Genomic DNA, 21012 nt, shown 5'->3' with positions numbered 1-21012 from the left:
TTCTAAGCTCTTTTTTGCTTAAAGTCTATTCACAAAGGTGTTATAATGTAAAATATAAGGAGGAAAATGAATATGCACAAATTAGGTATTTCTGTATACCCTGACAAAACACCAATGGAAGAGGTATACGCATACATGGAAAAAGCTGCAAAATTAGGTTTTAGCAGAATTTTTACATGTTTCTTATCTATTCCAGATGATGAAAGAGAAAGTTATTTAGTTCAATTTAAAGATTTCATGAAAAAAGCTCATGAATTAGGATTTGAAGTTGCTGCTGATACAAATCCACAAGTTTTTGACTTAATTGGAGCAACACCTAGCAATTTAAAACCATTCGCTGATTTGGGATTAGATATTATTAGAATGGATGGTAACTTTGGAACTCAAGGTGATATTCAATTAACACGTAATCCATACAATATTAAAATTGAATTTAACGCTAGTATGGATATGGGTGTAGAACTTTTAATCAATAATGGTGGTAATAAAGATCAAATCACTATGTGTCATAACTTCTTCCCAGAACGTTATACTGGGTTAGATTTTGATTTATTTATGGACTTTAACCGTTATTGGAAAGAATTAAATTTACACACTGCTGCTTTTGTTTCTAGTAACAATGAACATACAATTGGTCCATGGCAAGTTTTCTGTGGTTTACCAACTGTTGAAATTATGCGTGGTTTACCAATTGATTTACAAGCTCGTTATATGCTTGCGACTGGAGATATTGATGATATCTTAATTGGAAACTATCCTGCAACTGATGAAGAATTAGAAGCATTATCTAAAGTGAATATGCAAGCTATTGAAATTAGAGTTGATGAAGCTGAATGTATTAGTCAAAACGAAAAAGAAATCATGTATGATTTCGCTCCTCATTGGGATCGTTATGACCATTCAACATTCATGTTACGTTCTTCATCACCTCGTGTTTGGTTCAAAGCTAAAAAGAGTGTACAAGATGGAAACATGGGAAAAGATACTCAAATGAATATAGAATCACAATCTATTCCATATAGAGATCCTGGTAAGAAAGTCTTTACACGTGGAGATGTTTTAATCGTTAATGATAATTTAGCTCATTATCGTGGTGAACTTGAAATTGTTTTAACTGAAATTCCAAATGATGGTGAACGTAATTTAGTTGCGACTGTAAAACCAGAAGAATTAATGTTACTTGATTTTATCAAACCTGGTCATCATTTTAAAATTATTAAATAAAAAATATGGTTCTCCCCTTGAATAGGGAAGAACCTTTTTATTATGTTTATTGTTTACCATCAATAGGCGCAATCCATATTTTTCCTGTTCCACGATAAACATTCACTAATCCTTCGCCTGAAGCGGCTGAACCAGCTAAAGTTTTACCTGAACGTTCTACTTTAAACTCTAAACTACCGCTCCATGCAATAGCCATGTTACCATCAACCTTTAAAACATCATCTTCTAAAGTTATTTCAATTAACTCTTCCTTTGGGCAATCAGATTCTAAACAGACAACACCAGATCCTTCAATTCCCAAATTAAATAGTCCTTCATTTCCCGCAGCAGCAGAAGACAAATTAGAACGCATGACAGCTTTATGTTTTAAATTGGCATCACATGCTAAAAACAATCCATCATCTAATACAACTGAATGATTCCATTCATCAAGATCAAGCAATAAAATATGCTTATATGTTGGCTCTAAAACCAAAATTCCTTCTCCTGTATATTCTGGTTTAATTGCTGTTTCCCCTGTAACTTTTCCACGAACTGCTTTAGATAATAAATCTCCTACACCTTTTAATCCTGTTGTGGCATAAACATTTCCAACCATCCATTGCATTGCCCCTGCCTGAACAACAATATTTGCTTTATTAATATCACAAATAACTTGTCTTTTTCGAATATTCATTTCATTACAAAAATATGCCGTTTGAGCATGATGTGGCATAACACTTAAATCACGTTGATATTCAATAACCTGAAATGGTCCACATTCTTGAATAATTTGAACATCATTATTGTTCGTAAAATTTGAAATCTTAAACATGTTTTTTTCCTCCTTTTCTTTTATTATATCTAACGGAATAACGACTGTTTTAGCTGGTATTGTTTTATTCTATAAATATAAAGAAACATTTTTAAATAAAGATAAATAATTTTTACTCAAGTTGACTATTTCCTGTCGCATAATCAATTTTTACACCAGGTTGTACATTATAAACAAATACATTAAATTCAATATCTAATCCTCGATCTTCTACTGACATAGCTTCCATTAAAACACCATCAGCAACCAAATGATTTCCTTCAAAAACGGGCGTCACGCGATAAAGAACATGATTACCTGTTTCTTGTACATAATCAGCCACTTGATTTTCAAAAGGCAGCATTCCTTCTGTATTCATGTATCTTGTACCTGTAATTAGATTTTTCTCATTTGCATTTTCACCACTCAACTGATATCCAATCAAATGACAACGATTATATAAATATTTCCCATCTATAAAATCATATCTTTTAATTTGCCATCCAGAGGGTTTAATCATTCCAATATTCCCTCTTTTTTCTGTTGGCATAGTTTCTTCACCAATATTCGCATAAGCTACACCACATCTTCCTAATGAATCTAAAGAACTATATTTTTCAAATGCTTGTGTTGTTAAATCATCATTATCAAAGTAAGGTTCATTATCATTAATAATCACATAAGGTTGACCACTATATTCTGGGACATCTTCAATACTGATAGCACTATATGTCTGCTGATGAAATTCAACACCAAGATATCCACCCAGTGCAACAACACCAGCAACAATAATTTTTATAAGTTTCTTTTTATATCTTTTTCTCATTTCGATTCTCCTTGCATGATAAAGTTAATTTCTTCAACAATTGGCTTTAATGCTTGAAAATCAACAAAATCAACTTTTTTATTATACGAATCCACCATAGCTTGATCTTCTGCAGTCATATTTTCACGTGGTTTATTTTTAGTAACCTTATATAAAAGAGTCATCATAGTCTTGTGTTTAAAGCTTAACTTTGAATAATCAATACCTCCACGTAAATGAAAAAACTTTGAGCCATGAAAAAGTTCTGGTGATAATTGTTGTTGGAGAGCATGTCTTATATTTTTTATATTTTGTTCATCTTGAACATCTGCTAAACCTACTGTCACGACAATCATTTGTGTCTGTGATGGTATCATTTTAACTATATGTTTTAATCCCTTAACTCCTCCTGCATATAATCCACCTAAATAAACAATGAAATCATCATGTATATTTTTTACATCTTCTTCGTTTTCTAATGGTAAATGTGTTAATCTTGATAATTCTTCAGCATATTGTTTTGTTGTTCCATAGTGAGAACCATATATAATAATTCCTTTCATTTTTATGCCTTCCTTCCATGATATTCATTCCTTTTTCTTGCTCTATACATACAATAAAATAGAAACCTTACTATTTCTAAAAAATCATTTTCTATCACATGACTCATTTATATCCGTTTCTTTTCTTCGTATATAAATTGTGTCCAATATTCCATTATTCTCATGAGATTCTACTAATTGTAATGGAATTGTTGAAAATCCTGTATGAAACAATGAAATGCCTGATCCTAAAAGAATTGGAATAATAGAAATATGATATTCATCAATCATTTGATTTTGCATAAGCGATTGAATGATTTGTGCTCCACCACAAATCCATATATCTTTTCCTTCTTTTTGTTTTAACTCCCTAATCAAATCGCTTGGATCCTGTAAAACAAATTGAATATTTTCTGTTGATTCTTTTTGATTATGTGTTATGACATAGCTTTGAAGTGAAGAATAAATCCACTGATCTGGTGATAATTCTGTTACAATCTGATAATATGTATTCCATCCCATAATAACTGTATCTATATTTTGAATAAATTCTGTATAAATATCTTTTGTTTCCTGATTCGAGTCCTGTCCTTGTAACCAGTCTACTCCACCATTTTGATCAGCAATATATCCATCTAGACTCATCGCAATAAATAAAATAACTTTTCTCATTCATCCACCTCAATGCATTCAAATTATAACATGTTAAATCTTTGTCGTCATTTCTTTTTATATGCAATTAATACTTATATAAATGTTCATCTTTTTTATTTTTCAAACAAAAAAAGAAGATTAATACATAGTATCAACCTTCTCATTATTGTTATTGAGCATTTGAAGCTGCGATTTTTACTTTACTGAAGTAATCTGAAATGATTTTACGAGTTGCTTCATCATATTCAAAAACTTCATCTTTATCATTACCAGTTCTAGGTACGTAAGCATTAATTCCTTCATAATCTCCACTTGCTAATTCATCCATAACTTCCTGATTAGCAGAAGTATATCCTACAAAGCTTGAATTATCCATAGCAGCTTCATAGCTACAAGCATAATTAATAAATTCATGTGCTAATTCTACATTTTCAGCATTCTTTGGAATCACCATAGCATCACTCCATAAATTTGTTCCTGTTTCAGGCATATAGAATCCCATGTTTTCATTTTCACTCATAACATAAGCAGCATCTCCAGAGTAAATCAATCCTAAAGCTTTTCTACCTTGAGCCATGTTATCAATAATTTCATCAGTTACGATTTCTGGTTCCATTGTTTCTACACATTTCACTAACCAGTTATAAGCTTCTTCTAATTCTTTTTCATCTTTTGTATTCATTGAATATCCTAAAGCTTTTAATGCCATCATGAATGAATCACGTTCAGAATCATATAGATAAATATCTCCTTTGTATTTAGTATCTAAGAAAATATTGTATCCTTCTTTTTCTAAATCAGCTTCACTGACTTTTGTTTTATCATAAACAATTCCTACTGTTCCCCAGAAATATGGAATAGAATATTCATTGTTTGGATCATAAGGTAATCCTTTGACAGCATCAACAAGCTCATCCATACATGTAATCTTATCTTTATCTAATTTTTGAATAAGATCTTCTTGAATTAATCTTTCAATCATATAGTCACTAGGAACTAAAATATCATATGGTTCTCCATTTGCGACTTTGATATACATAGTTTCATTTGAATCAAAGTAATCCACAACGACTGTTGCGCCTGTTAAATCTTCAAAACCAGAGATAAAATTTTCACCCATGTATTCTCCCCAGTTATAAAGGTGTAATTCTTGTCCGGCATATGGCTTATCTGCATTTGAATCCCCTCCACACGCTGTTAAAGTAAACATTGTTGCAACCGCTAATAAACTAGTTAATAACTTTTTCATCTTTTTTCTCCCTTCTTGCTTTAATTAGTGGTACTACATTGATAATCACTAAGACTACCGTTATCAATACTACGACAAGCGTAGATATTGCATTGATTGTTGGGTTAACTCTTTTACTCATTGTATAAACCATGATACTTAAGTTTTTAACCCCTCCTCCTGTTACAAAGTATGAAATGATAAAATCATCAAATGACATTGTAAAGGCAATTAAGGCTCCTGATACGATACCAGGCATAATTTGTGGTACTAAAACTTTTGTTAAAGCTTGCCATGGTGTTGCTCCTAAATCCATTGCTGCATCAGATAGATTTGGATCTAGTGAACGAATTTTAGGCATCACACTTAAAATAACATAAGGTATACAGAATGTAATATGAGCAAGTAACATTGTCATAAAACCACGTTCTATATGAAATGTAATAAATAGTAGCATCAATCCAATAGCTGTCACAATTTCTGGATTCATAATTGGAAAATCATTTAACTGCATCATGACTTTTTTAACAATCTTGCTTGATTTTGATAAACCAATGGCACTAATTGTTCCTACTATTGTCGATACAATTGTAGCAATCACAGCAACTGTAATTGTGACATATAATGATTCCATCATATCTCTATTTTGGAAGAGTTTTTCATACCAGTTTAAACTAAAACCAGTAAAATGTGTTAATGATTTACTTTCATTAAAAGAGAAGATAACCATAAATACAATTGGTAAATAGAAGAATAAAATCATCAGAACCATTAAAATTTTACCAATAATTCTCTTATCTTTTTTCATGATTCCTGATTCCCTCCTCCACTATTACGTTCATCAATTTTTCTAATTGCATACATACAAATCATCATAATGACTGCCATAATCATAGAGATTGCACTACCAAAGTTCCATTCTCCAACTGTAATAAATTGATTTTCAATAACGTTACCAATTAAGAAGAACTGTCCTCCACCAAGAAGTTTAGGAATAAAGAATGAACTCACTGCTGGTAAAAAGACAAGTGTTATTCCACTGACAACTCCTGATAAAGATAATGGCAAAGTGACACGTAAGAATGTCTGGACTCTGTTCGCCCCTAAATCAGCACTGGCTTCTAATAATGATTTATCCATCTTACATAAAGATGTATTGATTTGTAGAATCATAAATGGAATAAAGTTATAAACCATTCCAAGCAATACAGAACCTTCTGTATATAACAACTCCATATCTTTGAGTCCAAAGAAACCTAAAATTGTTTGAGCTATACCCCCATCAGAAAGAATTCCTATCCAGGCATATGTTCTGACTAACATATTAATCCACATTGGTAAAGTAATAGCTAAAACAAGAATATTACGAACACGATCACTGCTTCTTGCAATAAAATAAGCAACTGGATAACCTAAGACAACACAGATAATTGTTGTCTTCACAGCAATCGTCAATGAACGCCATAAGACAAGTAAAAAGTCTGGGTCGGTAAAAAACTTTTTAAAATGATCCAAAGTAAATGTAAAGTTAATGATATCATTTCCACTTGTTGTTAATGAATAGAAAAGAATTAATAACATTGGTAATAAAATCATTAAGATCACCCATATCATATAGGGCCATGCTAATTGTGAAAAACGTTTCATTCTAGAACCCCATCTTTTCCATGACATGAATATCTTCAGGGAAGAATGTTAAACCGACCTCTTTACCTTCTTCCACATAATCTGTTGTATGAATCTTTAATTCTCTACCTTCTGTTGAGAAAGTGACTTTATATGTTCCTTCTTCAATATGTTCAGGATCAAAATCATAATCTACATAAATATCTACAGATTCATCTTCATCATTTAATTTCCATCCTTGAGCATTTGCCCATGTTTTTAAATCTGTATCTAAGGCTACGGATTCATCAAGTTCATCAACTGTCTTAAAGAAATTGAATGCCATAACCCCTTCATTCGCTCTTTCATTTTTCACAACAGGTTGATTCACAACAATGATCTTACGTTCTACTGATGTTCCACTTGAAGTCGAGAATGTCACTGCATATTCACCAATTTCTTCTTTTAAATCATAATCAATCTTGCTGATAGAAATATAATCATCTGTTTCAGGATTCCATGCCTGTGCATCAGCACGCGCAATAATTTCAGCATCATCTAATGATTTGACATCTTCAATATCGACATAGAAATCATTGGCACTGATTTTTTCTTTTCCGTTTTCAGATGTCACATCACGATTTCTGATGACATGCATGTTCACAGTTACACTTGTTCCTGGAACAGTTTCAACCATAACTTCATAATGTACACCTTTAAAAAGAACACTTAAGACTTCTCCTGTCATTTTTCCATCTTTGACATCGACAATATCAATATCCTCTGGACGAATCACAACATCAACAGGTTGTTTATCTTTAAATCCAAAATCCACACAGTCAAAAACAATATCATCAAATTTCACTTTATAATCTTCTAACATGACAGCTGGAATAATATTACTTTCCCCAATGAAGTTAGCGACATATCTATTTTCTGGTTCATTGTAGATTTCCTGAGGTGTTCCAACTTGTTGAATTTCCCCATCCTTCATAACAACAATCTTATCTGACATAGTTAAGGCTTCTTCCTGGTCATGTGTAACAAAGATAAAGGTAATTCCAACTTCCTGTTGAATTCTTTTTAATTCATATTGCATTTCTTTTCTTAATTTTAAATCCAATGCTCCAAGTGGTTCATCTAATAATAAAACCTTAGGTTCATTAACAAGTGCTCTGGCAATCGCTACACGTTGCTGTTGTCCCCCTGAAAGAAGTGTAACGTTTTTATTTTCAAAACCTTCTAAACCAATGAGCTTTAACATTTTCATAACTTTTTGTTCAATAACGTCTTTACTCATTTTCTTAATTTTTAATCCAAAGGCAATATTTTGATAAACACTCATATGTGGGAAAAGAGCATATTTTTGAAAGACAGTATTTAACTCTCTTTTATGTGGAGGAACTTGACTAATGTCTTTTCCATCAAAAATAACTTCTCCCTCAGTTGCATCTAGAAAACCACCTAAAATTCTTAGTAATGTTGTCTTTCCACACCCACTAGGTCCCAGTAAAGTCACAAACTCATTTTCATAAATATCAAGATTGACACCTTTTAAAACAATTTGTCCATCAAATTCTTTCACTATATTACGAAATTGTATTAACTTCTTCTTATCCATAATCATACTCCCTTCTTTTAAAACATTGGTGGTGTTGTGACCCACAATATTTTGGCATCACTTGAACCATTATTGATAAAATAATGACTTTCTTTACCATCCATATAGAATGTTTCTTTTGCTTTTAATCTATATTTTTTATTCCCACGAACTAAAGTGACATTTCCTTTTAAAATATAACCGAATTCTTCTCCATTATGACATTCCATTTCTTTACTTCTTTCATGTCCATGAATAGTTAAAAGAATTGGTTCCATTTCATTTTTCTGAGCATTAGGAATAACCCATTCAATCGTATATTCGTCTTTTTCATCCACAAAGAAATCCTGTGTATGAAAGACAATCTTTTCTTCCTGATCAGATTGAAAGAACTCAGAAAGATTGGTGCCTAGTGCCTCTAACAAATCTTCGAGTGTAGAGATACTTGGACTGGTTAAATTTCTTTCGACTTGAGAAAGAAATCCTTTTGTGAGTTCACTTCTTGAAGCCAACTCTTCCAAGGTCAAATCATTTTTAATACGTAAATCCTTCAATTTCTTTCCAATGTCCATATAAACCTCCATGTCACTATACTAAACTTTAAATTCAAAAAATCAAACAACTTTATTATACATATTTCTACCCCTAATGCAACAATAAATTTCATATTTTTAAAATAAAGTTCATAAATATTAAACTTTTTTATCAAAATCAATTTGAATATATATAATAAATTCATTATAATAAAAAAGTAAAGGAGTATAGATTATGCACACATATACACATCAAGTTCAATATTATGAAACCGATAAAATGCAAATTACACATCATTCTAATTACATTCGTTTTATGGAAGAAGCACGTATTGATTTTTTAAATCATATTGGTTTTGGTTATGATAAGATGGAAGAATTAGGTATTAGTTCTCCTGTTATAGGCATTCAATGTGATTATAAAAAAAGTACGACTTTCCCTGATCTTATTAACATTGAAACAAATGTTTCTGCATATAAGGGAACACGTCTAGAAATAGAATATACGATGAAAGTCAATGATGACATTGTAGCTATTGGGAAAAGTTTACATTGTTTTCTGAATCAAAATGGTAGACCTATTATTTTAAAAAGATTTTTACCTGAATTAGATCAAATTTTTGTTCAGCTTCTTAACGAGGATACAAACAATGTTGAGTGAACTCTTTCAAACTGATGGCTTTCATACATTGATATATCTTACCTGGTTTATTTTGCCTTTTCTCTTTGTGTTTTCATTAGCTTTTGGCATTAAAAATGAAGTACACGAAAAAACTGGCTTTAACTTTGCACTATTAGTTGCCAGTATATCCTTACTTTTTATGTTTGCAATGATATTATTTATGTAGATTTTATATGAGCAGAATGTTTCTGCTCTTTTTATATTATCAATAATACGAAAAAACTAGCTTTGATAGCTAGTTATTCATTAAACATCTTTTCTAATTGTATAGCCACTCCATTTTCCTGAACACTTGGACATATGATTTCTGCTCTTTTTTTAATATCTTCAATAGCATTTCCCATCGCAATAGGATGTCCAACTATTTCAAACATTTCTAGATCATTAGGACCATCCCCAAAACAGTAACTATCATTCACATCAATATTCAATTCATGTAGAACATCTAATATACCTGTTGCCTTAGATACTTCATTAGAATAAATTTCTAGGCTATGATGATCTGGATGCAATTCGTAAGAAAAAGATTGAAAACATGAAATCGCATAATCTAACTCTTCCTGATTTTTTGTCCATGCTTCCATTTTAACTGTTCTTTTTATAATATCTTCTTCATCATATTGATAACATAAATTATGAAAATCTATATTACAATGAGAATAGAAATCTAATAAACATTGGTTTGACTGATTCAAATAACAAAGTGTTGGTGTCTGCAAAATATATTCAATATTTTTAGACTTTAAACACTCAGTCAATTCTTTAACCTTTTCTGGATTTAAATATCTTGCTGTTAAATCTTTATTATGATATTTCACATTAGCCCCATTTGCCAGTACATATCCATCAAACCCTATTTCTTTTACATTTTCAGCAATGAATCCATAAGGTCTACCACTTGCAACAAAACATAAATGTCCTTGCTTTTGAACTGATTTAATTGCATTTTTCACTTCATCAGTAATACGTCCTAACTCTGGACAAAACAATGTTCCATCAATATCAAAAAATATAATTTTCCTACTCATTTAATCCACCCATCCAAAATGCTGACATGCTTTATAAATGCCATCTTTATCAGCATCATCTGTAATATATGTTGCTTTTGCTTTTAATTCATCAATAGCATTTCCCATCGCAATAGAAGTCCATTCATCACGAAACATACTCAAATCATTCTTCTCATCACCAAAAACAACAACATCCTGATAATCTCCACCAAAATGATCAACAATAGCTTTAATTCCTACTGATTTATCTCCTGGTTCAACAAATAAATATTCTTTATGGAAACGACACCAAGGTAATTGCTTTAAAGTTTCTAGTTTTTCTTCTTCTGGAGAAAAACAAGCCACATAAACTTTATAGATTTGATCATAATTTCTTGGATCCAAGCCTTCTTCAACAACTGTATCCATATAAATATCATGTGTAAAATCATAAAAGCGATTATCTGGTGCTAAACGTCTTGTTTCATTATCTGGTGATATTGCCCAAATGAATCCTTTTTCTTTACATTCATCAATTAATGCTAGACACTTATCATAATCTAAAGGTTTGATTTCAATTAGTTTTTCATTGATAGTGATTCCATTTCCCCCGTCACTCACCATATTTTTAAATCCTAATTCTTTCATATGATTGACTGCCATTGCATAACTTCTACCTGTTGCAATAGCAACAAAATGTCCTTTTGCTTCTAATTCTTTAATTGTTTTTCTCGCTGATTCAGGAACATATTGGTCACCCGGAGTTCCAACAGCTAAAGTTCCATCAATATCAAAGAAAAAATACTTCTTTTTCCCCATCTTTATCACCTCAGTCATCTATTTTAACAAAATCATATAAAAAATCTATTTTTTTACAGATAAAGAAAAAACTATTATTTTCAATATTTTATAAATGATAAAAGATATTTAAACTATTTATAGAATTGATTTTATATTTGAGTCAATATATATATCATAGTATAATTGAAATAGAAAAAGAATAATACGCCAAGGAAGGATGGTACGAAAAAAGAAGGCAATTCTTTCCATTATAGATACAGTCATAAAGGTAAAAATGACATATAAGATTGTATGAAGAAATAATTAAAATTTCTCTATGACTATTGATAATATTATGAATATTCTTATAACAATGATCAATGCAGTATATTTCACTCATATTGTAATCATTCAGTTGAAGAATACTTAGAAAAAGATGTATCCATTCATAATATTTAATTATATCATTTCAATGGAAAACAATTCTATGATTCAAATAAATTGATTGATGATTTTGCTAATACTATGGTGGAAAATAATAATCATTCATATAGAAATAAGTTCTACTATTTTAAACTTGATGATTATAACTTATATATAGCTCTTATGAGCTATAGTTCAATGATTAAACTTTCTAAAAAACTTATAAAAAATAGTAGGATAATGGGAATAAAGCTTGTCGAGGTAAAAATGTAATATGAAAAAACGTATAATAATAGTTTTAGGTTTTATGAGTCTTTTGATAATTGGATTTTTGTTTTCACAATTATGGAGATATAATGACTATAATCCGTATTTCGTGGAGAATTATGATGGCTTTGATTTTATTTATAATAAGGAAAATGAACCTGTTGGTGTTTCATTACAAGATGATACAGAGTACATCTATTTTCTAAAGGAAAGAGATTCTAAAGCGTATATAAATGATTATAATAAGAAACAACATGAATATAATTGGAAATATGAAGGATATGAATGTGAAGTTGAGCTGATGAGTAGCACTTCATTATGGATATACGGTAAAAAAAGTATATATGTATTTATCAAAACTGATGATTTTTGGATTAGAAGATATGTTGACTGTTCAAATATACAGAACAGTTCAGATTTTGAAAATATAAAAAATATTCAAGACATAGTGAATCCGTATATTACAAAAATGATCAACATATATGAAAAATACCATCAGCAAATTATACAAACTTATCAAAATGGCAGTGAAGAATTAATGCGCAGTAAAGATGAATTAGTCTAAGATATGGATGGTGGTTTTATGAAATTTATGAGTCCTAAGATGAATAATTTATGAATTTGTGTTTTAGGTCTTTTAGCACTATTCTAACAAAACGGCGAATATCACTTTTCGTTTATGAATGATTCAGTTATGTTGCTAATGATTGTTTTATTTATAGGTTTTGTTTTCTTTCCAAAATCATGGTTTCATTGTATTTGAGGATTATTAATGGGATTTGCAGTCAGTATACCTTTATTATTGGAAGTATTTAATGGAACAAATAATATGATTGCTATTGTGTTTGATTCTATTTTATCATTCTTGATCTTTGGTTATTTTGGTTTCCTAATTTATAAAAAGTTAAAAATCAAGGTTCAATAATATTCTATGATTGATTTCATTGATTTTGTCAATGAAGACATTATTAAAAATAACTCAACCAAATATCTTTAAGTCATAATAAAAATGGGCAATAATCATCATTGTCCATTTTCATATCATAAGTTTATCATTTTTTATTCTCAAAATTCACATAAAAAAGCTGTACGCATTCACTTTTAAAAGCTATTTCGTTACAGCCTCTTTTATTAACTATTGTAAATATTGAGTGTTTTCTAACATAACACCACATCCTTCAGCGACGCAATCAAGAGCATTTTCAGCTACAAATACAGGAACTCCTAATCCTTCTTCTAAGAATTTATCTAAGTTATGAAGTAAAGCTCCTCCACCTGTTAAGAAAATACCTTTATTAACGATATCAGCTGATAATTCTGGTGGTGTTTGTTCAAGAACTTGTTTTGTAGAACGTAAAATTGTCATACAACATTCTTCTAAAGCTTCTTGAGTTTCTTTAGCATTCAATTGGATTGTATGAGGTAATCCTGTAACTAAATCTCTACCTCTTACATCCATTACTTCTTTTGGATCAGCTTCATAAGCACTACCAATTGTCATCTTAATTTCTTCTGCTGTACGGTCACCAATTAATAATTTATATTTATCTTTAACATATTTAATTAATTCAGCATCCATTTTATCTCCAGCAATCTTTAAAGATGTACTTGTAACGATATCACCTAATGAAAGAACTGCAATATCAGTTGTTCCACCACCGATATCTACAACCATGTTTCCTGATGGTTTAGAAATATCTAATCCAGCACCAATCGCAGCTACTTTTGGTTCTTCTTCGATATAAACACGTTTAGCTCCACATCTTAATGCAACATCCTGAATAGCACTCTTTTCAATTGAAGTGATATTTGATGGACAACAAATTAAGATAGTTGGTCTTGAGAAAACTCCTTTTAAGTTAAGTTTATTAATAAAATGAGTTAATAATATTTCAGTAATTTGAAAATCTGCGATAACCCCATCTTTTAAAGGACGAATAGCTTGAAATTTACCTGGAGTTTTTCCAAGCATATCTCTGGCTTCTTCTCCTACTGCGATAGGTTTATTTGTTTCAGTATTGATAGTTACAACAGAAGGTTCATTGACAACAATACCTTCACCTTTGACATAAATAAGGATGTTAGCTGTTCCTAAGTCAATACCAATTTCCTTTGATAATTTCATTGAACATTCCTCCTATAAGCATTTCTATTGTATCATTTTTCCTATTAATTACAAGAAAAAATTATTTCTATATCAACATAATTTTTATCTTTTTCAAAACACTTTCTTTTCCTCAATGATAATATACCAAATGTATGAAATTTATGTGAATATTTTAAAAAAATTTAGATTCCTAAGAACCTAAATTTTATTTAATCATATCAAGTGTCTGTCCAATAAATTTCTCTGGATTATACAATTGATCTCCTTTTTGAAGAATAAAATGTAAGTGATTTTTTAAGTCAGCTTCATAAACATTCTCACCACTTTTACCAATCACATCACCTTGTTTGACTTCTTTATTTAATTCTACTGATACTTCTGATAATGATTCATAAGTTGTAGAAATATTATCACTATTGGTAATAGTGATAACCCAGCCAAGTACAGGATCATTTGTTTTCTTTGTAACAGTACCACTGATAGCTGCCAACACATCAAATTTTTCATTCTTATTGGCATAGTCAATACCTTGATTAGGACGATAAACATCTTCAAATAATATTAAGGACTGTTCTTGCTTTGTGGCATCATCATCCTTATCATAATAATATCTCACTATCCCTATACCATCTTTAACCGGTGATTTTAAAGTTTCTACTTTCTTTTCTTCAGTTTTGTTTTCTTTTGTCTGATTTTCATCCACTTTGACAACAGTTTCATCTTCAAAATTTTGAGTACGTTCATCTAAAATATTTTGAACAATCCCAATACCACCTAAAAATAAAGCTAAAGCTAGTGAGATTCCTAATATCTTCTTATAATGAAAAGATCTTTTCTTCATGTTTTCACCTCAACTTAAGTATGAACAAAAGTTAAGAGTCTATACTTTCAATTTCAACATTTTGATAATAATGATGTAAAATCTCTTTATAACTTTTCTTTTCTAAAGCCATAGCTTGAGCACCATATTGACTCATACCAACACCATGACCATTGCCATGCGTAATAAAAGTATAACCTTTTGATGAAAACTGAATTTGAAAACACGAAGATGGTAGCGATAGTTTTTCTCTGATTTCTCTACCTGTATATGTTTTTTGATTAATAGTGACTTTGTCAACATAGCCACTTGATGTATGGGATGTGATTTTGATTTGTTCAGGAACAACATTAAATATATTGGCTAATTGCTGTTTGGTAAAAGTCTGACTCCTTGTATTATGAGGATCAATACTTGTATCCCAATGACTATCAACCGATTTAAGATAGGCCACTTCTCCCGTAAAATAATCTTCACTATTAACAGTTTTACCATTACTGCTAGAAAAAAACAATGCAGAAATATATTCTCCCTGATATGTCATAACTTCACCTTTTGTTTCTTGAATTGCTTCTTCTATTTTCTGTTTATTTTGTGCATATTGTTTTCCCCATTTTTTCTTCATTTCATCATCATCTAAATAAACCTGTGAATTGGTTGTATTATCAACTTTTAAATCCCTTGATAATACAAAAGTACGACTGGCTACTGCCTGTGCCTTGAGTGCCTCCTTTTCAAAACTGACTGGCATTTCCCCGGCAATAACTCCTATAAGATATTCTTCTAATGGGATGGATACAACCTGATCAGACATTTGAACTTGTACATTTTTTTCCTTTGTTTTCACTTGATATTTTGAATGAATCCAAACCATTGCATCCTGATAATGAAAACAACCGATCACTAATAAAATAGAAAATATAAAAAGAAGTTTTACATATATTTTTTTCATCATTCATATATATGTTGAAAACTTCTTATTTAGAATTGAAAACTTAAACTTCCAAAATCCAATATAAAAGATGCAAATAAATAACCTAAAGCTATTGATGTAACAATAAAGAAAATATGAAATTCTCTTTCTTTACCTTTTCTGATGTATTGATCAAAGCGAAAACAACTTAAACCAATCATAGCAAGAGTAATCGAAACAATATACACGATAATACTAACAATATGATACATAGAAACACCTCTTTTTCTTTTACATTATAATCATTATTTTATATAATAACAACAGGAGGGACTAATTTATGGACTATTTTCAAATATCAAAAACAGATTTAAAGGCTTCTCGTTTAGCTTTAGGTTGTATGCGTATTGCTGATAAAAGCCTAGAACAAGTCGAAGAACTCGTTCAAACTGCTTTAGATGCAGGTATTAACTTTTTTGATCATGCTGATATTTATGGTGGAGGAAAATCAGAAGAAATTTTTGGTGAAGTTTTAAAAAAGCACCCTGAATATCGTGAAAAAATGATTATTCAAACAAAATGTGGAATTGTTCCAGGGAAACGCTATGATTTTTCTAAGGAGCATATCTTAACAAGTGTTGAAAATTCTTTAAAAAGATTACAAACTGATTATATTGATATTTTATTATTGCATCGTCCTGATGCCTTATGTGATCCAAAAGAAGTTGCTGAAGCTTTTGATGAATTATATGAAAGTGGAAAAGTGAAATATTTTGGTGTTTCTAATCATACACCTTTACAAATAGAACTTTTACAAAAATATACTCAACACCCATTAATTATTAATCAATTACAGTTATCTATCGTACATTCTGTTATGATTGATTCAGGAATGAATATGAATATGAAAGAATCATGGGCTCAAGATAAAGATGGTGGTGTTTTAGATTATTGTCGTTTACATGATATCACGATTCAACCTTGGAGTGTTGTACAGGCATCATGGACAGAAGGATGTTTTATTGATCATCCTAACTATGAAAAACTTAATTCTGTCATGGAAAAACTAGCAGATGAATATCATGTGACAAAGAGTGCTATTGCAATTGCATGGTTACTTCGTCATCCAGCTTGTATGCAACCTATTATGGGAACAACTTCACCTGCTCATTTAAAAGAAATGGTCCAAGCGTGTGATATTCATTTAACACGTCAACAATGGTACGATCTTTACCTTGCGAGTGATAAGCCTCTTCCTTAAGGAGAGTCTATGATTATTGAATTAAAAACTTTAGATCAAATTGATCCCTGTCAATTAGCATATCATGCTAATGAAAAAAGTATTGGTACGTATTTAAGAAATACTTTTCCCTATCCATATACATTAGATCATGCTATGTCTTTTATTACTCATTCTTTACAAAATCATGGTCTAGATTTTGGAATTGTTGTAGATGGTATTTGTGTAGGTTGTATTGGTGGAACTTTGCATAATGATATTTACGTCCATAATTGTGAATTAGGATATTGGTTAAATCCCCTTTATGCTCATCGTGGTATCATGCGACAAGCTGTACGTTTATTTTGTCAGCATGTTTTTGAATGTTACCATATTCATAAAATTTATGCTGAAGTCTTTGTAGAAAATAAAGCATCATGTCGTGTTTTAGAATGGAATCATTTTGAAAAAGAAGGTTACTTATTTGAACATGCCTATAAGAACTTTCGATATCATGATGTCATCATTTATAGTTTAAGGAGAACAACATGGAAATAAGAAAATCTCATCTTGATGATGTACAAAGAATTATGACACTTATTCATCAAGCTCAAAATTATTTTAAACAACAAAATATTGATCAATGGCAAGATGGTTACCCTCAATCTTTAGATATTATTGAAGATATTCAAAAGAATAATAGTTATGTTATTGAAGATCATGATATTATTGGAACAATGTATTTTGCTATTGAAGACGAGCCAACTTATCAAAAGATTCAGGGACAATGGTTAACTCATCATAAGCCTTATGCTGTTATTCATCGAATAGTTGTAGATGAAAGTCATAAGGGTCAAAATATAGCTCATCAATTATTAGAATATGCTATTCATGAATGTCAACAAAACCATATTCATAGTATCCGCATTGATACCCATGAAGATAATTTATCTATGCAACGTTTTTTACAAAAACATGGTTTTCATCAATGTGGAGAAATTACTCTATTAAGTGGTGACTTACGTATCGGTTTTGAAAAAATATTAGAATAATTATAGATAACCTTCATACAGTAGAAGTATGGAGGTTATTTTATGAACTACTTTATCAACAAACCTTATCCAGAAATGACTGATATAAAGGAAAATCCACAATATGCATCTTTAATGTTATCTAATTTAGCTGGACTCTATTCGGAAATGAATGCTGTTAGTCTTTATTTTTATAATCATGTTATTTTAAAAGACGTTTGGCCTGAATTATCTGTAGCAATGGAAAAAATCAGTATTGTTGAAATGCATCATTTAGATATCTTTGCTCATTTAGCTTATCATTTAGGTGCAGATCCTCGACTTTGGGATTGTCAGCAAGGTTGTCTAGAATACTGGTCACCTGGATATAATGTCTATCCTAGTCATTTAAAATCTTTATTAGAAAATGCGATTATTCAAGAACAAAATACAATTGCTATATATCAACAACAAATAACCTGTATAAAAGAAAGAACAATCCAAAAGATTTTGCATCGTATTATTGAGGATGAAGAATTACACATTCAAATTTTTGAATATTTTTTAAATGAATATTTACAAAATAGTTCCGAAATAGAAAAAGGAAGATTTATATAGAAATACGAAATCTATATAAACCTTCCTTTTCTTATTCGATAGGTTCTTGATAAAATCTTCCTGTTACACCTTCAGAGTTGATAATATTAATAAAAACATGTGGGTCTAATGCTTTAATCAACTGAACAACATCTTTCACTTCATCTGCTCCAACAACAGTATATAACATTGTTTTATTTTCTTTTAAATAACATCCTTGTCCTTCAAATTGTGTTACACCATGATGTGTATATTCTAATAACTCTTGTCCAATTGTTTCCCCTTCTTTTGTAATAATTAATAAAGTCACTTTATGATCTCTACGATGTAATCTTTCTATGACTTGTGTTGAAACAAACTGGAAAATAATTGAATACATGGCTGCTTCAAATCCAAATAAGAAACCTCCTGTTGTCAAAATAACAACATTAATTCCAAATACAAAATTCCATGATGGTTTCTTTAATTTATTTGATAAATAGACAGCAATAAAATCAGTACCTCCACTTGATGCTTTTCCATATAATGCAATGACAATAGCTATACCATTTAAAATACCCCCAAAAACTGATACAAGTAATGGATCATATGTAATAGGTGTGACTGGTATTAAGTCGACTAAAAATGAATTGAGAACAATCATTAGTACTGAATAACTTGTAAATTTCTTTCCTATTATCTTAAATCCAATAAATGCTGGTACAGCATTTAATGAAATATTAATAAGAGAATAAGGTAATTCTAATTGAAAAAAAACACTACATGATCTTTGAATCAATAATGATAAACCTGTAAATCCTCCTGGTATCAAATTCCCTGCTCTAACAAATGATTTTATATTGATAGACATAATAATGGAAGCAACAAGTACACATATAAACGAAGTAATATGTTTTTTCCATTCTTTTTCATTTCTTGTCTTGGCATAAACCATTATATTTCACTCTCCCCTTTAAAACGCCTCTATTATACTATTGTACAAACATAAATACAATATGAAAAGGTATCGCTTTACAGCAATACCTTAACTTTTTAAGCGACCTTCTTGAAGGAGTCTTAATAATTCTAAATTTTGTCTGGCACTACCAGTATAGTTCTCAATTCCATTTTTTTGTGCTAAATCTTTTCTCGATGCAAAAGATGAATCAACTCCTATCTGACTCAAAGCATCTACCAATGAATCTCCACGATATGTTGGATGAGATAAATATCTGAGAGTTCCTGTAATACTTTCATTATTCACCCATCCAAGACCATTTCCTATCAAGTATGGATTTCTCACATTAGGAACAACTCTTGTAATAGTACCATGATTCATATATGGAACTAAAGGAACACTACTGTCTGAAGAGATAAAAACATGATTAAATGTTACATGATCTCCTACCTGATAGTTTTGTTGTGGTACTTCTGGTTCTGGTGCAGGTTCTGGGTTTGTTTCAACATTGAAGTTGTTATATCCACCAGCTTTAATTTCTGTTGGAAAATCACGATATGAATGATTTCTATCTACAGGTACACTTATTCCTTCAACAAAACCATGATTCGTATATTGCCACATATCAAATCCTTCTACTCCTAATTCTTCAGCATAGCGAGCAACCCATCTTGTATATCTTTTAAATGTTGGACCAGTTAGTTTTGTTGTCCACCAATAATATGAAGCATAGAATCCTGGGAAATAATTATGTTTAGCAAGCTCATCAGCCCAGACTCTTGCATTTTTTTCAATTTGATCATTTGTTAATCTTCCTATACTCGGATCTTCTAAATCCAAATAAATAGGATATTCCATCTGATAATCTTGAATAAGTCTCATAACATGTCTAGCTTCTGATAATGCCGCCCTTTCATCAGTGGCATATGAATAAAGATAAACACCAAAAGGAATACCTAATCTTGTACATTCATCAGCATTACGTTTAAAAGTAGGATCATCTTGTCCAGGCAAATCCTGCCCAAAGCCACATCTCAAAATTGCAAAATCAATATGATTTTTAACAAGTTCCCAATTGATTTCACCTTGATATTGTGAAACATCAATACCATCTTTAACCATTAACTCACCTCCTCAAGATACAATATGTTCTTATAAAAAAAATGCCTCCACATTTGCCATAGTTATAACGACTTTCTATTATATGCTTTATAATATATAAACATGTATGAATTACTGACTTTCATAAATTCTATGAATTGGTATTTTTTTTAGAGTTTTTTA

Annotated in this window: 24 protein-coding genes and 1 pseudogene; 8 read left to right on the top strand and 17 right to left on the bottom strand. The window is 30.4% G+C overall.

Translation table 11 applies throughout. The features are described from left to right. The first annotated feature begins 72 nt into the window (after positions 1 to 72). Positions 73 to 1224, top strand: a complete 1152-nt coding sequence (locus ACESR5_RS08295) for a DUF871 domain-containing protein (RefSeq protein ID WP_373155060.1) — start codon at positions 73 to 75, stop codon at positions 1222 to 1224. A 46-nt stretch (positions 1225 to 1270) separates the two neighbouring features. Here ACESR5_RS08295 and ACESR5_RS08290 read toward each other — a convergent pair whose 3' ends face one another. From ACESR5_RS08290 to ACESR5_RS08250, 9 genes and pseudogenes are all read right to left on the bottom strand, one after another. Then, the gene (locus tag ACESR5_RS08290) at positions 1271 to 2038 is read right to left on the bottom strand and encodes an AIM24 family protein (RefSeq protein WP_373155059.1); all 768 of its coding nucleotides are present in this window, start codon (positions 2036 to 2038) and stop codon (positions 1271 to 1273) included. A 112-nt stretch (positions 2039 to 2150) separates the two neighbouring features. Further along, complete coding sequence (locus ACESR5_RS08285; RefSeq protein WP_373155057.1) at positions 2151 to 2843, bottom strand: DNA/RNA non-specific endonuclease; 693 nt, start codon at positions 2841 to 2843, stop codon at positions 2151 to 2153. Beyond that, complete coding sequence (locus ACESR5_RS08280; protein ID WP_087935790.1) at positions 2840 to 3385, bottom strand: flavodoxin domain-containing protein; 546 nt, start codon at positions 3383 to 3385, stop codon at positions 2840 to 2842. The genes ACESR5_RS08285 and ACESR5_RS08280 overlap by 4 nt, the downstream gene beginning before the upstream one ends. Positions 3386 to 3469: 84 nt before the next feature. Further along, positions 3470 to 4036, bottom strand: coding sequence for a dihydrofolate reductase family protein (locus ACESR5_RS08275; protein ID WP_087244989.1), 567 nt, complete (start codon positions 4034 to 4036; stop codon positions 3470 to 3472). A 151-nt stretch (positions 4037 to 4187) separates the two neighbouring features. Continuing rightward, positions 4188 to 5267 (bottom strand): ABC transporter substrate-binding protein, encoded by a 1080-nt coding sequence (locus tag ACESR5_RS08270; RefSeq protein WP_191341902.1) that lies wholly within the window; start codon positions 5265 to 5267, stop codon positions 4188 to 4190. After that, positions 5248 to 6054 (bottom strand): ABC transporter permease, encoded by an 807-nt coding sequence (locus ACESR5_RS08265; protein WP_087244987.1) that lies wholly within the window; start codon positions 6052 to 6054, stop codon positions 5248 to 5250. Before ACESR5_RS08265 ends, ACESR5_RS08270 begins: the two co-directional genes overlap by 20 nt. Beyond that, positions 6051 to 6893, bottom strand: a complete 843-nt coding sequence (locus ACESR5_RS08260) for an ABC transporter permease (protein ID WP_087935794.1) — start codon at positions 6891 to 6893, stop codon at positions 6051 to 6053. The genes ACESR5_RS08265 and ACESR5_RS08260 overlap by 4 nt, the downstream gene beginning before the upstream one ends. Positions 6894 to 7467: 574 nt before the next feature. Further along, a pseudogene (locus tag ACESR5_RS08255) lies at positions 7468 to 8472 on the bottom strand (ABC transporter ATP-binding protein); the annotation flags it as partial. Between the two features lie 17 nt (positions 8473 to 8489). Then, the gene (locus ACESR5_RS08250) at positions 8490 to 9023 is read right to left on the bottom strand and encodes a helix-turn-helix domain-containing protein (protein WP_087244984.1); all 534 of its coding nucleotides are present in this window, start codon (positions 9021 to 9023) and stop codon (positions 8490 to 8492) included. A 196-nt stretch (positions 9024 to 9219) separates the two neighbouring features. Between ACESR5_RS08250 and ACESR5_RS08245 the strand changes: the two genes are divergently transcribed. Further along, entirely contained in the window at positions 9220 to 9645 is a 426-nt protein-coding gene (locus ACESR5_RS08245) for an acyl-CoA thioesterase (RefSeq protein WP_373155054.1), read from the top strand. Between the two features lie 260 nt (positions 9646 to 9905). Here ACESR5_RS08245 and ACESR5_RS08240 read toward each other — a convergent pair whose 3' ends face one another. Together ACESR5_RS08240 and ACESR5_RS08235 are read right to left on the bottom strand one after the other, a co-directional pair. Continuing rightward, positions 9906 to 10694: an HAD family hydrolase gene (locus ACESR5_RS08240; RefSeq protein ID WP_373155052.1), complete on the bottom strand. Its 789-nt coding sequence runs from the start codon at positions 10692 to 10694 to the stop codon at positions 9906 to 9908. After that, complete coding sequence (locus ACESR5_RS08235) at positions 10695 to 11474, bottom strand: HAD-IIB family hydrolase (protein ID WP_373155050.1); 780 nt, start codon at positions 11472 to 11474, stop codon at positions 10695 to 10697. A gap of 658 nt (positions 11475 to 12132) precedes the next feature. On the opposite strand from ACESR5_RS08235, the gene ACESR5_RS08230 reads away from it, so the two are divergent. Both ACESR5_RS08230 and ACESR5_RS08225 read left to right on the top strand, forming a co-directional pair. Next, positions 12133 to 12690 (top strand): hypothetical protein, encoded by a 558-nt coding sequence (locus ACESR5_RS08230; protein ID WP_087244979.1) that lies wholly within the window; start codon positions 12133 to 12135, stop codon positions 12688 to 12690. Between the two features lie 207 nt (positions 12691 to 12897). Beyond that, positions 12898 to 13050, top strand: coding sequence for a hypothetical protein (locus tag ACESR5_RS08225; RefSeq protein ID WP_158095470.1), 153 nt, complete (start codon positions 12898 to 12900; stop codon positions 13048 to 13050). 210 nt (positions 13051 to 13260) lie between these two features. Here the strand turns inward: ACESR5_RS08225 and ACESR5_RS08220 are convergent, their stop codons facing one another. The 4 genes from ACESR5_RS08220 to ACESR5_RS08205 all read right to left on the bottom strand — a co-directional run bounded on the left by ACESR5_RS08220 (position 13261) and on the right by ACESR5_RS08205 (position 16237). Next, the gene (locus tag ACESR5_RS08220; RefSeq protein WP_087245783.1) at positions 13261 to 14250 is read right to left on the bottom strand and encodes a rod shape-determining protein; all 990 of its coding nucleotides are present in this window, start codon (positions 14248 to 14250) and stop codon (positions 13261 to 13263) included. Positions 14251 to 14437: 187 nt separating this feature from the next. Beyond that, the gene (locus ACESR5_RS08215) at positions 14438 to 15073 is read right to left on the bottom strand and encodes a M23 family metallopeptidase (RefSeq protein ID WP_087245781.1); all 636 of its coding nucleotides are present in this window, start codon (positions 15071 to 15073) and stop codon (positions 14438 to 14440) included. A 31-nt stretch (positions 15074 to 15104) separates the two neighbouring features. After that, complete coding sequence (gene spoIID / locus ACESR5_RS08210; RefSeq protein ID WP_373155047.1) at positions 15105 to 16004, bottom strand: stage II sporulation protein D; 900 nt, start codon at positions 16002 to 16004, stop codon at positions 15105 to 15107. A 29-nt stretch (positions 16005 to 16033) separates the two neighbouring features. Next, positions 16034 to 16237 (bottom strand): DUF1146 domain-containing protein, encoded by a 204-nt coding sequence (locus ACESR5_RS08205; RefSeq protein WP_087245779.1) that lies wholly within the window; start codon positions 16235 to 16237, stop codon positions 16034 to 16036. A 68-nt stretch (positions 16238 to 16305) separates the two neighbouring features. Here ACESR5_RS08205 and ACESR5_RS08200 point away from each other — a divergent pair, with 68 nt between their 5' ends. Genes ACESR5_RS08200 through ACESR5_RS08185 form a run of 4 tightly spaced genes read left to right on the top strand, consistent with a single transcriptional unit; the run spans position 16306 to position 18812 of the window. After that, positions 16306 to 17226: an aldo/keto reductase family oxidoreductase gene (locus ACESR5_RS08200; protein ID WP_373155046.1), complete on the top strand. Its 921-nt coding sequence runs from the start codon at positions 16306 to 16308 to the stop codon at positions 17224 to 17226. A 9-nt stretch (positions 17227 to 17235) separates the two neighbouring features. Then, on the top strand, positions 17236 to 17742 hold the full coding sequence (locus ACESR5_RS08195; protein WP_373155044.1) for a GNAT family N-acetyltransferase: 507 nt from the start codon (positions 17236 to 17238) through the stop codon (positions 17740 to 17742). After that, positions 17733 to 18236 (top strand): GNAT family N-acetyltransferase, encoded by a 504-nt coding sequence (locus tag ACESR5_RS08190; RefSeq protein ID WP_087245773.1) that lies wholly within the window; start codon positions 17733 to 17735, stop codon positions 18234 to 18236. The genes ACESR5_RS08195 and ACESR5_RS08190 overlap by 10 nt, the downstream gene beginning before the upstream one ends. A 42-nt stretch (positions 18237 to 18278) precedes the next feature. Then, on the top strand, positions 18279 to 18812 hold the full coding sequence (locus ACESR5_RS08185) for a ferritin-like domain-containing protein (RefSeq protein WP_087245771.1): 534 nt from the start codon (positions 18279 to 18281) through the stop codon (positions 18810 to 18812). 31 nt (positions 18813 to 18843) lie between these two features. On the opposite strand, the gene ACESR5_RS08180 is transcribed toward ACESR5_RS08185, so the two are convergent. Together ACESR5_RS08180 and ACESR5_RS08175 are read right to left on the bottom strand one after the other, a co-directional pair. Further along, the gene (locus ACESR5_RS08180) at positions 18844 to 19725 is read right to left on the bottom strand and encodes a YitT family protein (RefSeq protein ID WP_373155041.1); all 882 of its coding nucleotides are present in this window, start codon (positions 19723 to 19725) and stop codon (positions 18844 to 18846) included. Positions 19726 to 19815: 90 nt separating this feature from the next. Next, a complete protein-coding gene (locus tag ACESR5_RS08175) occupies positions 19816 to 20850 on the bottom strand; it encodes a GH25 family lysozyme (RefSeq protein ID WP_373155039.1) in 1035 nt (344 codons plus the stop codon). Positions 20851 to 21012 lie beyond the last annotated feature (162 nt).

Origin of the sequence: Clostridium sp. AUH-JLR23 (assembly GCF_964238065.1) — a bacterium.
GTDB classification, from domain to species: domain Bacteria; phylum Bacillota_I; class Bacilli_A; order Erysipelotrichales; family Coprobacillaceae; genus Allocoprobacillus; species Allocoprobacillus merdigallinarum.
The sequence above is the reverse complement of the archived record's forward strand: the minus strand, read 5'-3'. Positions and strand labels throughout refer to the sequence as shown.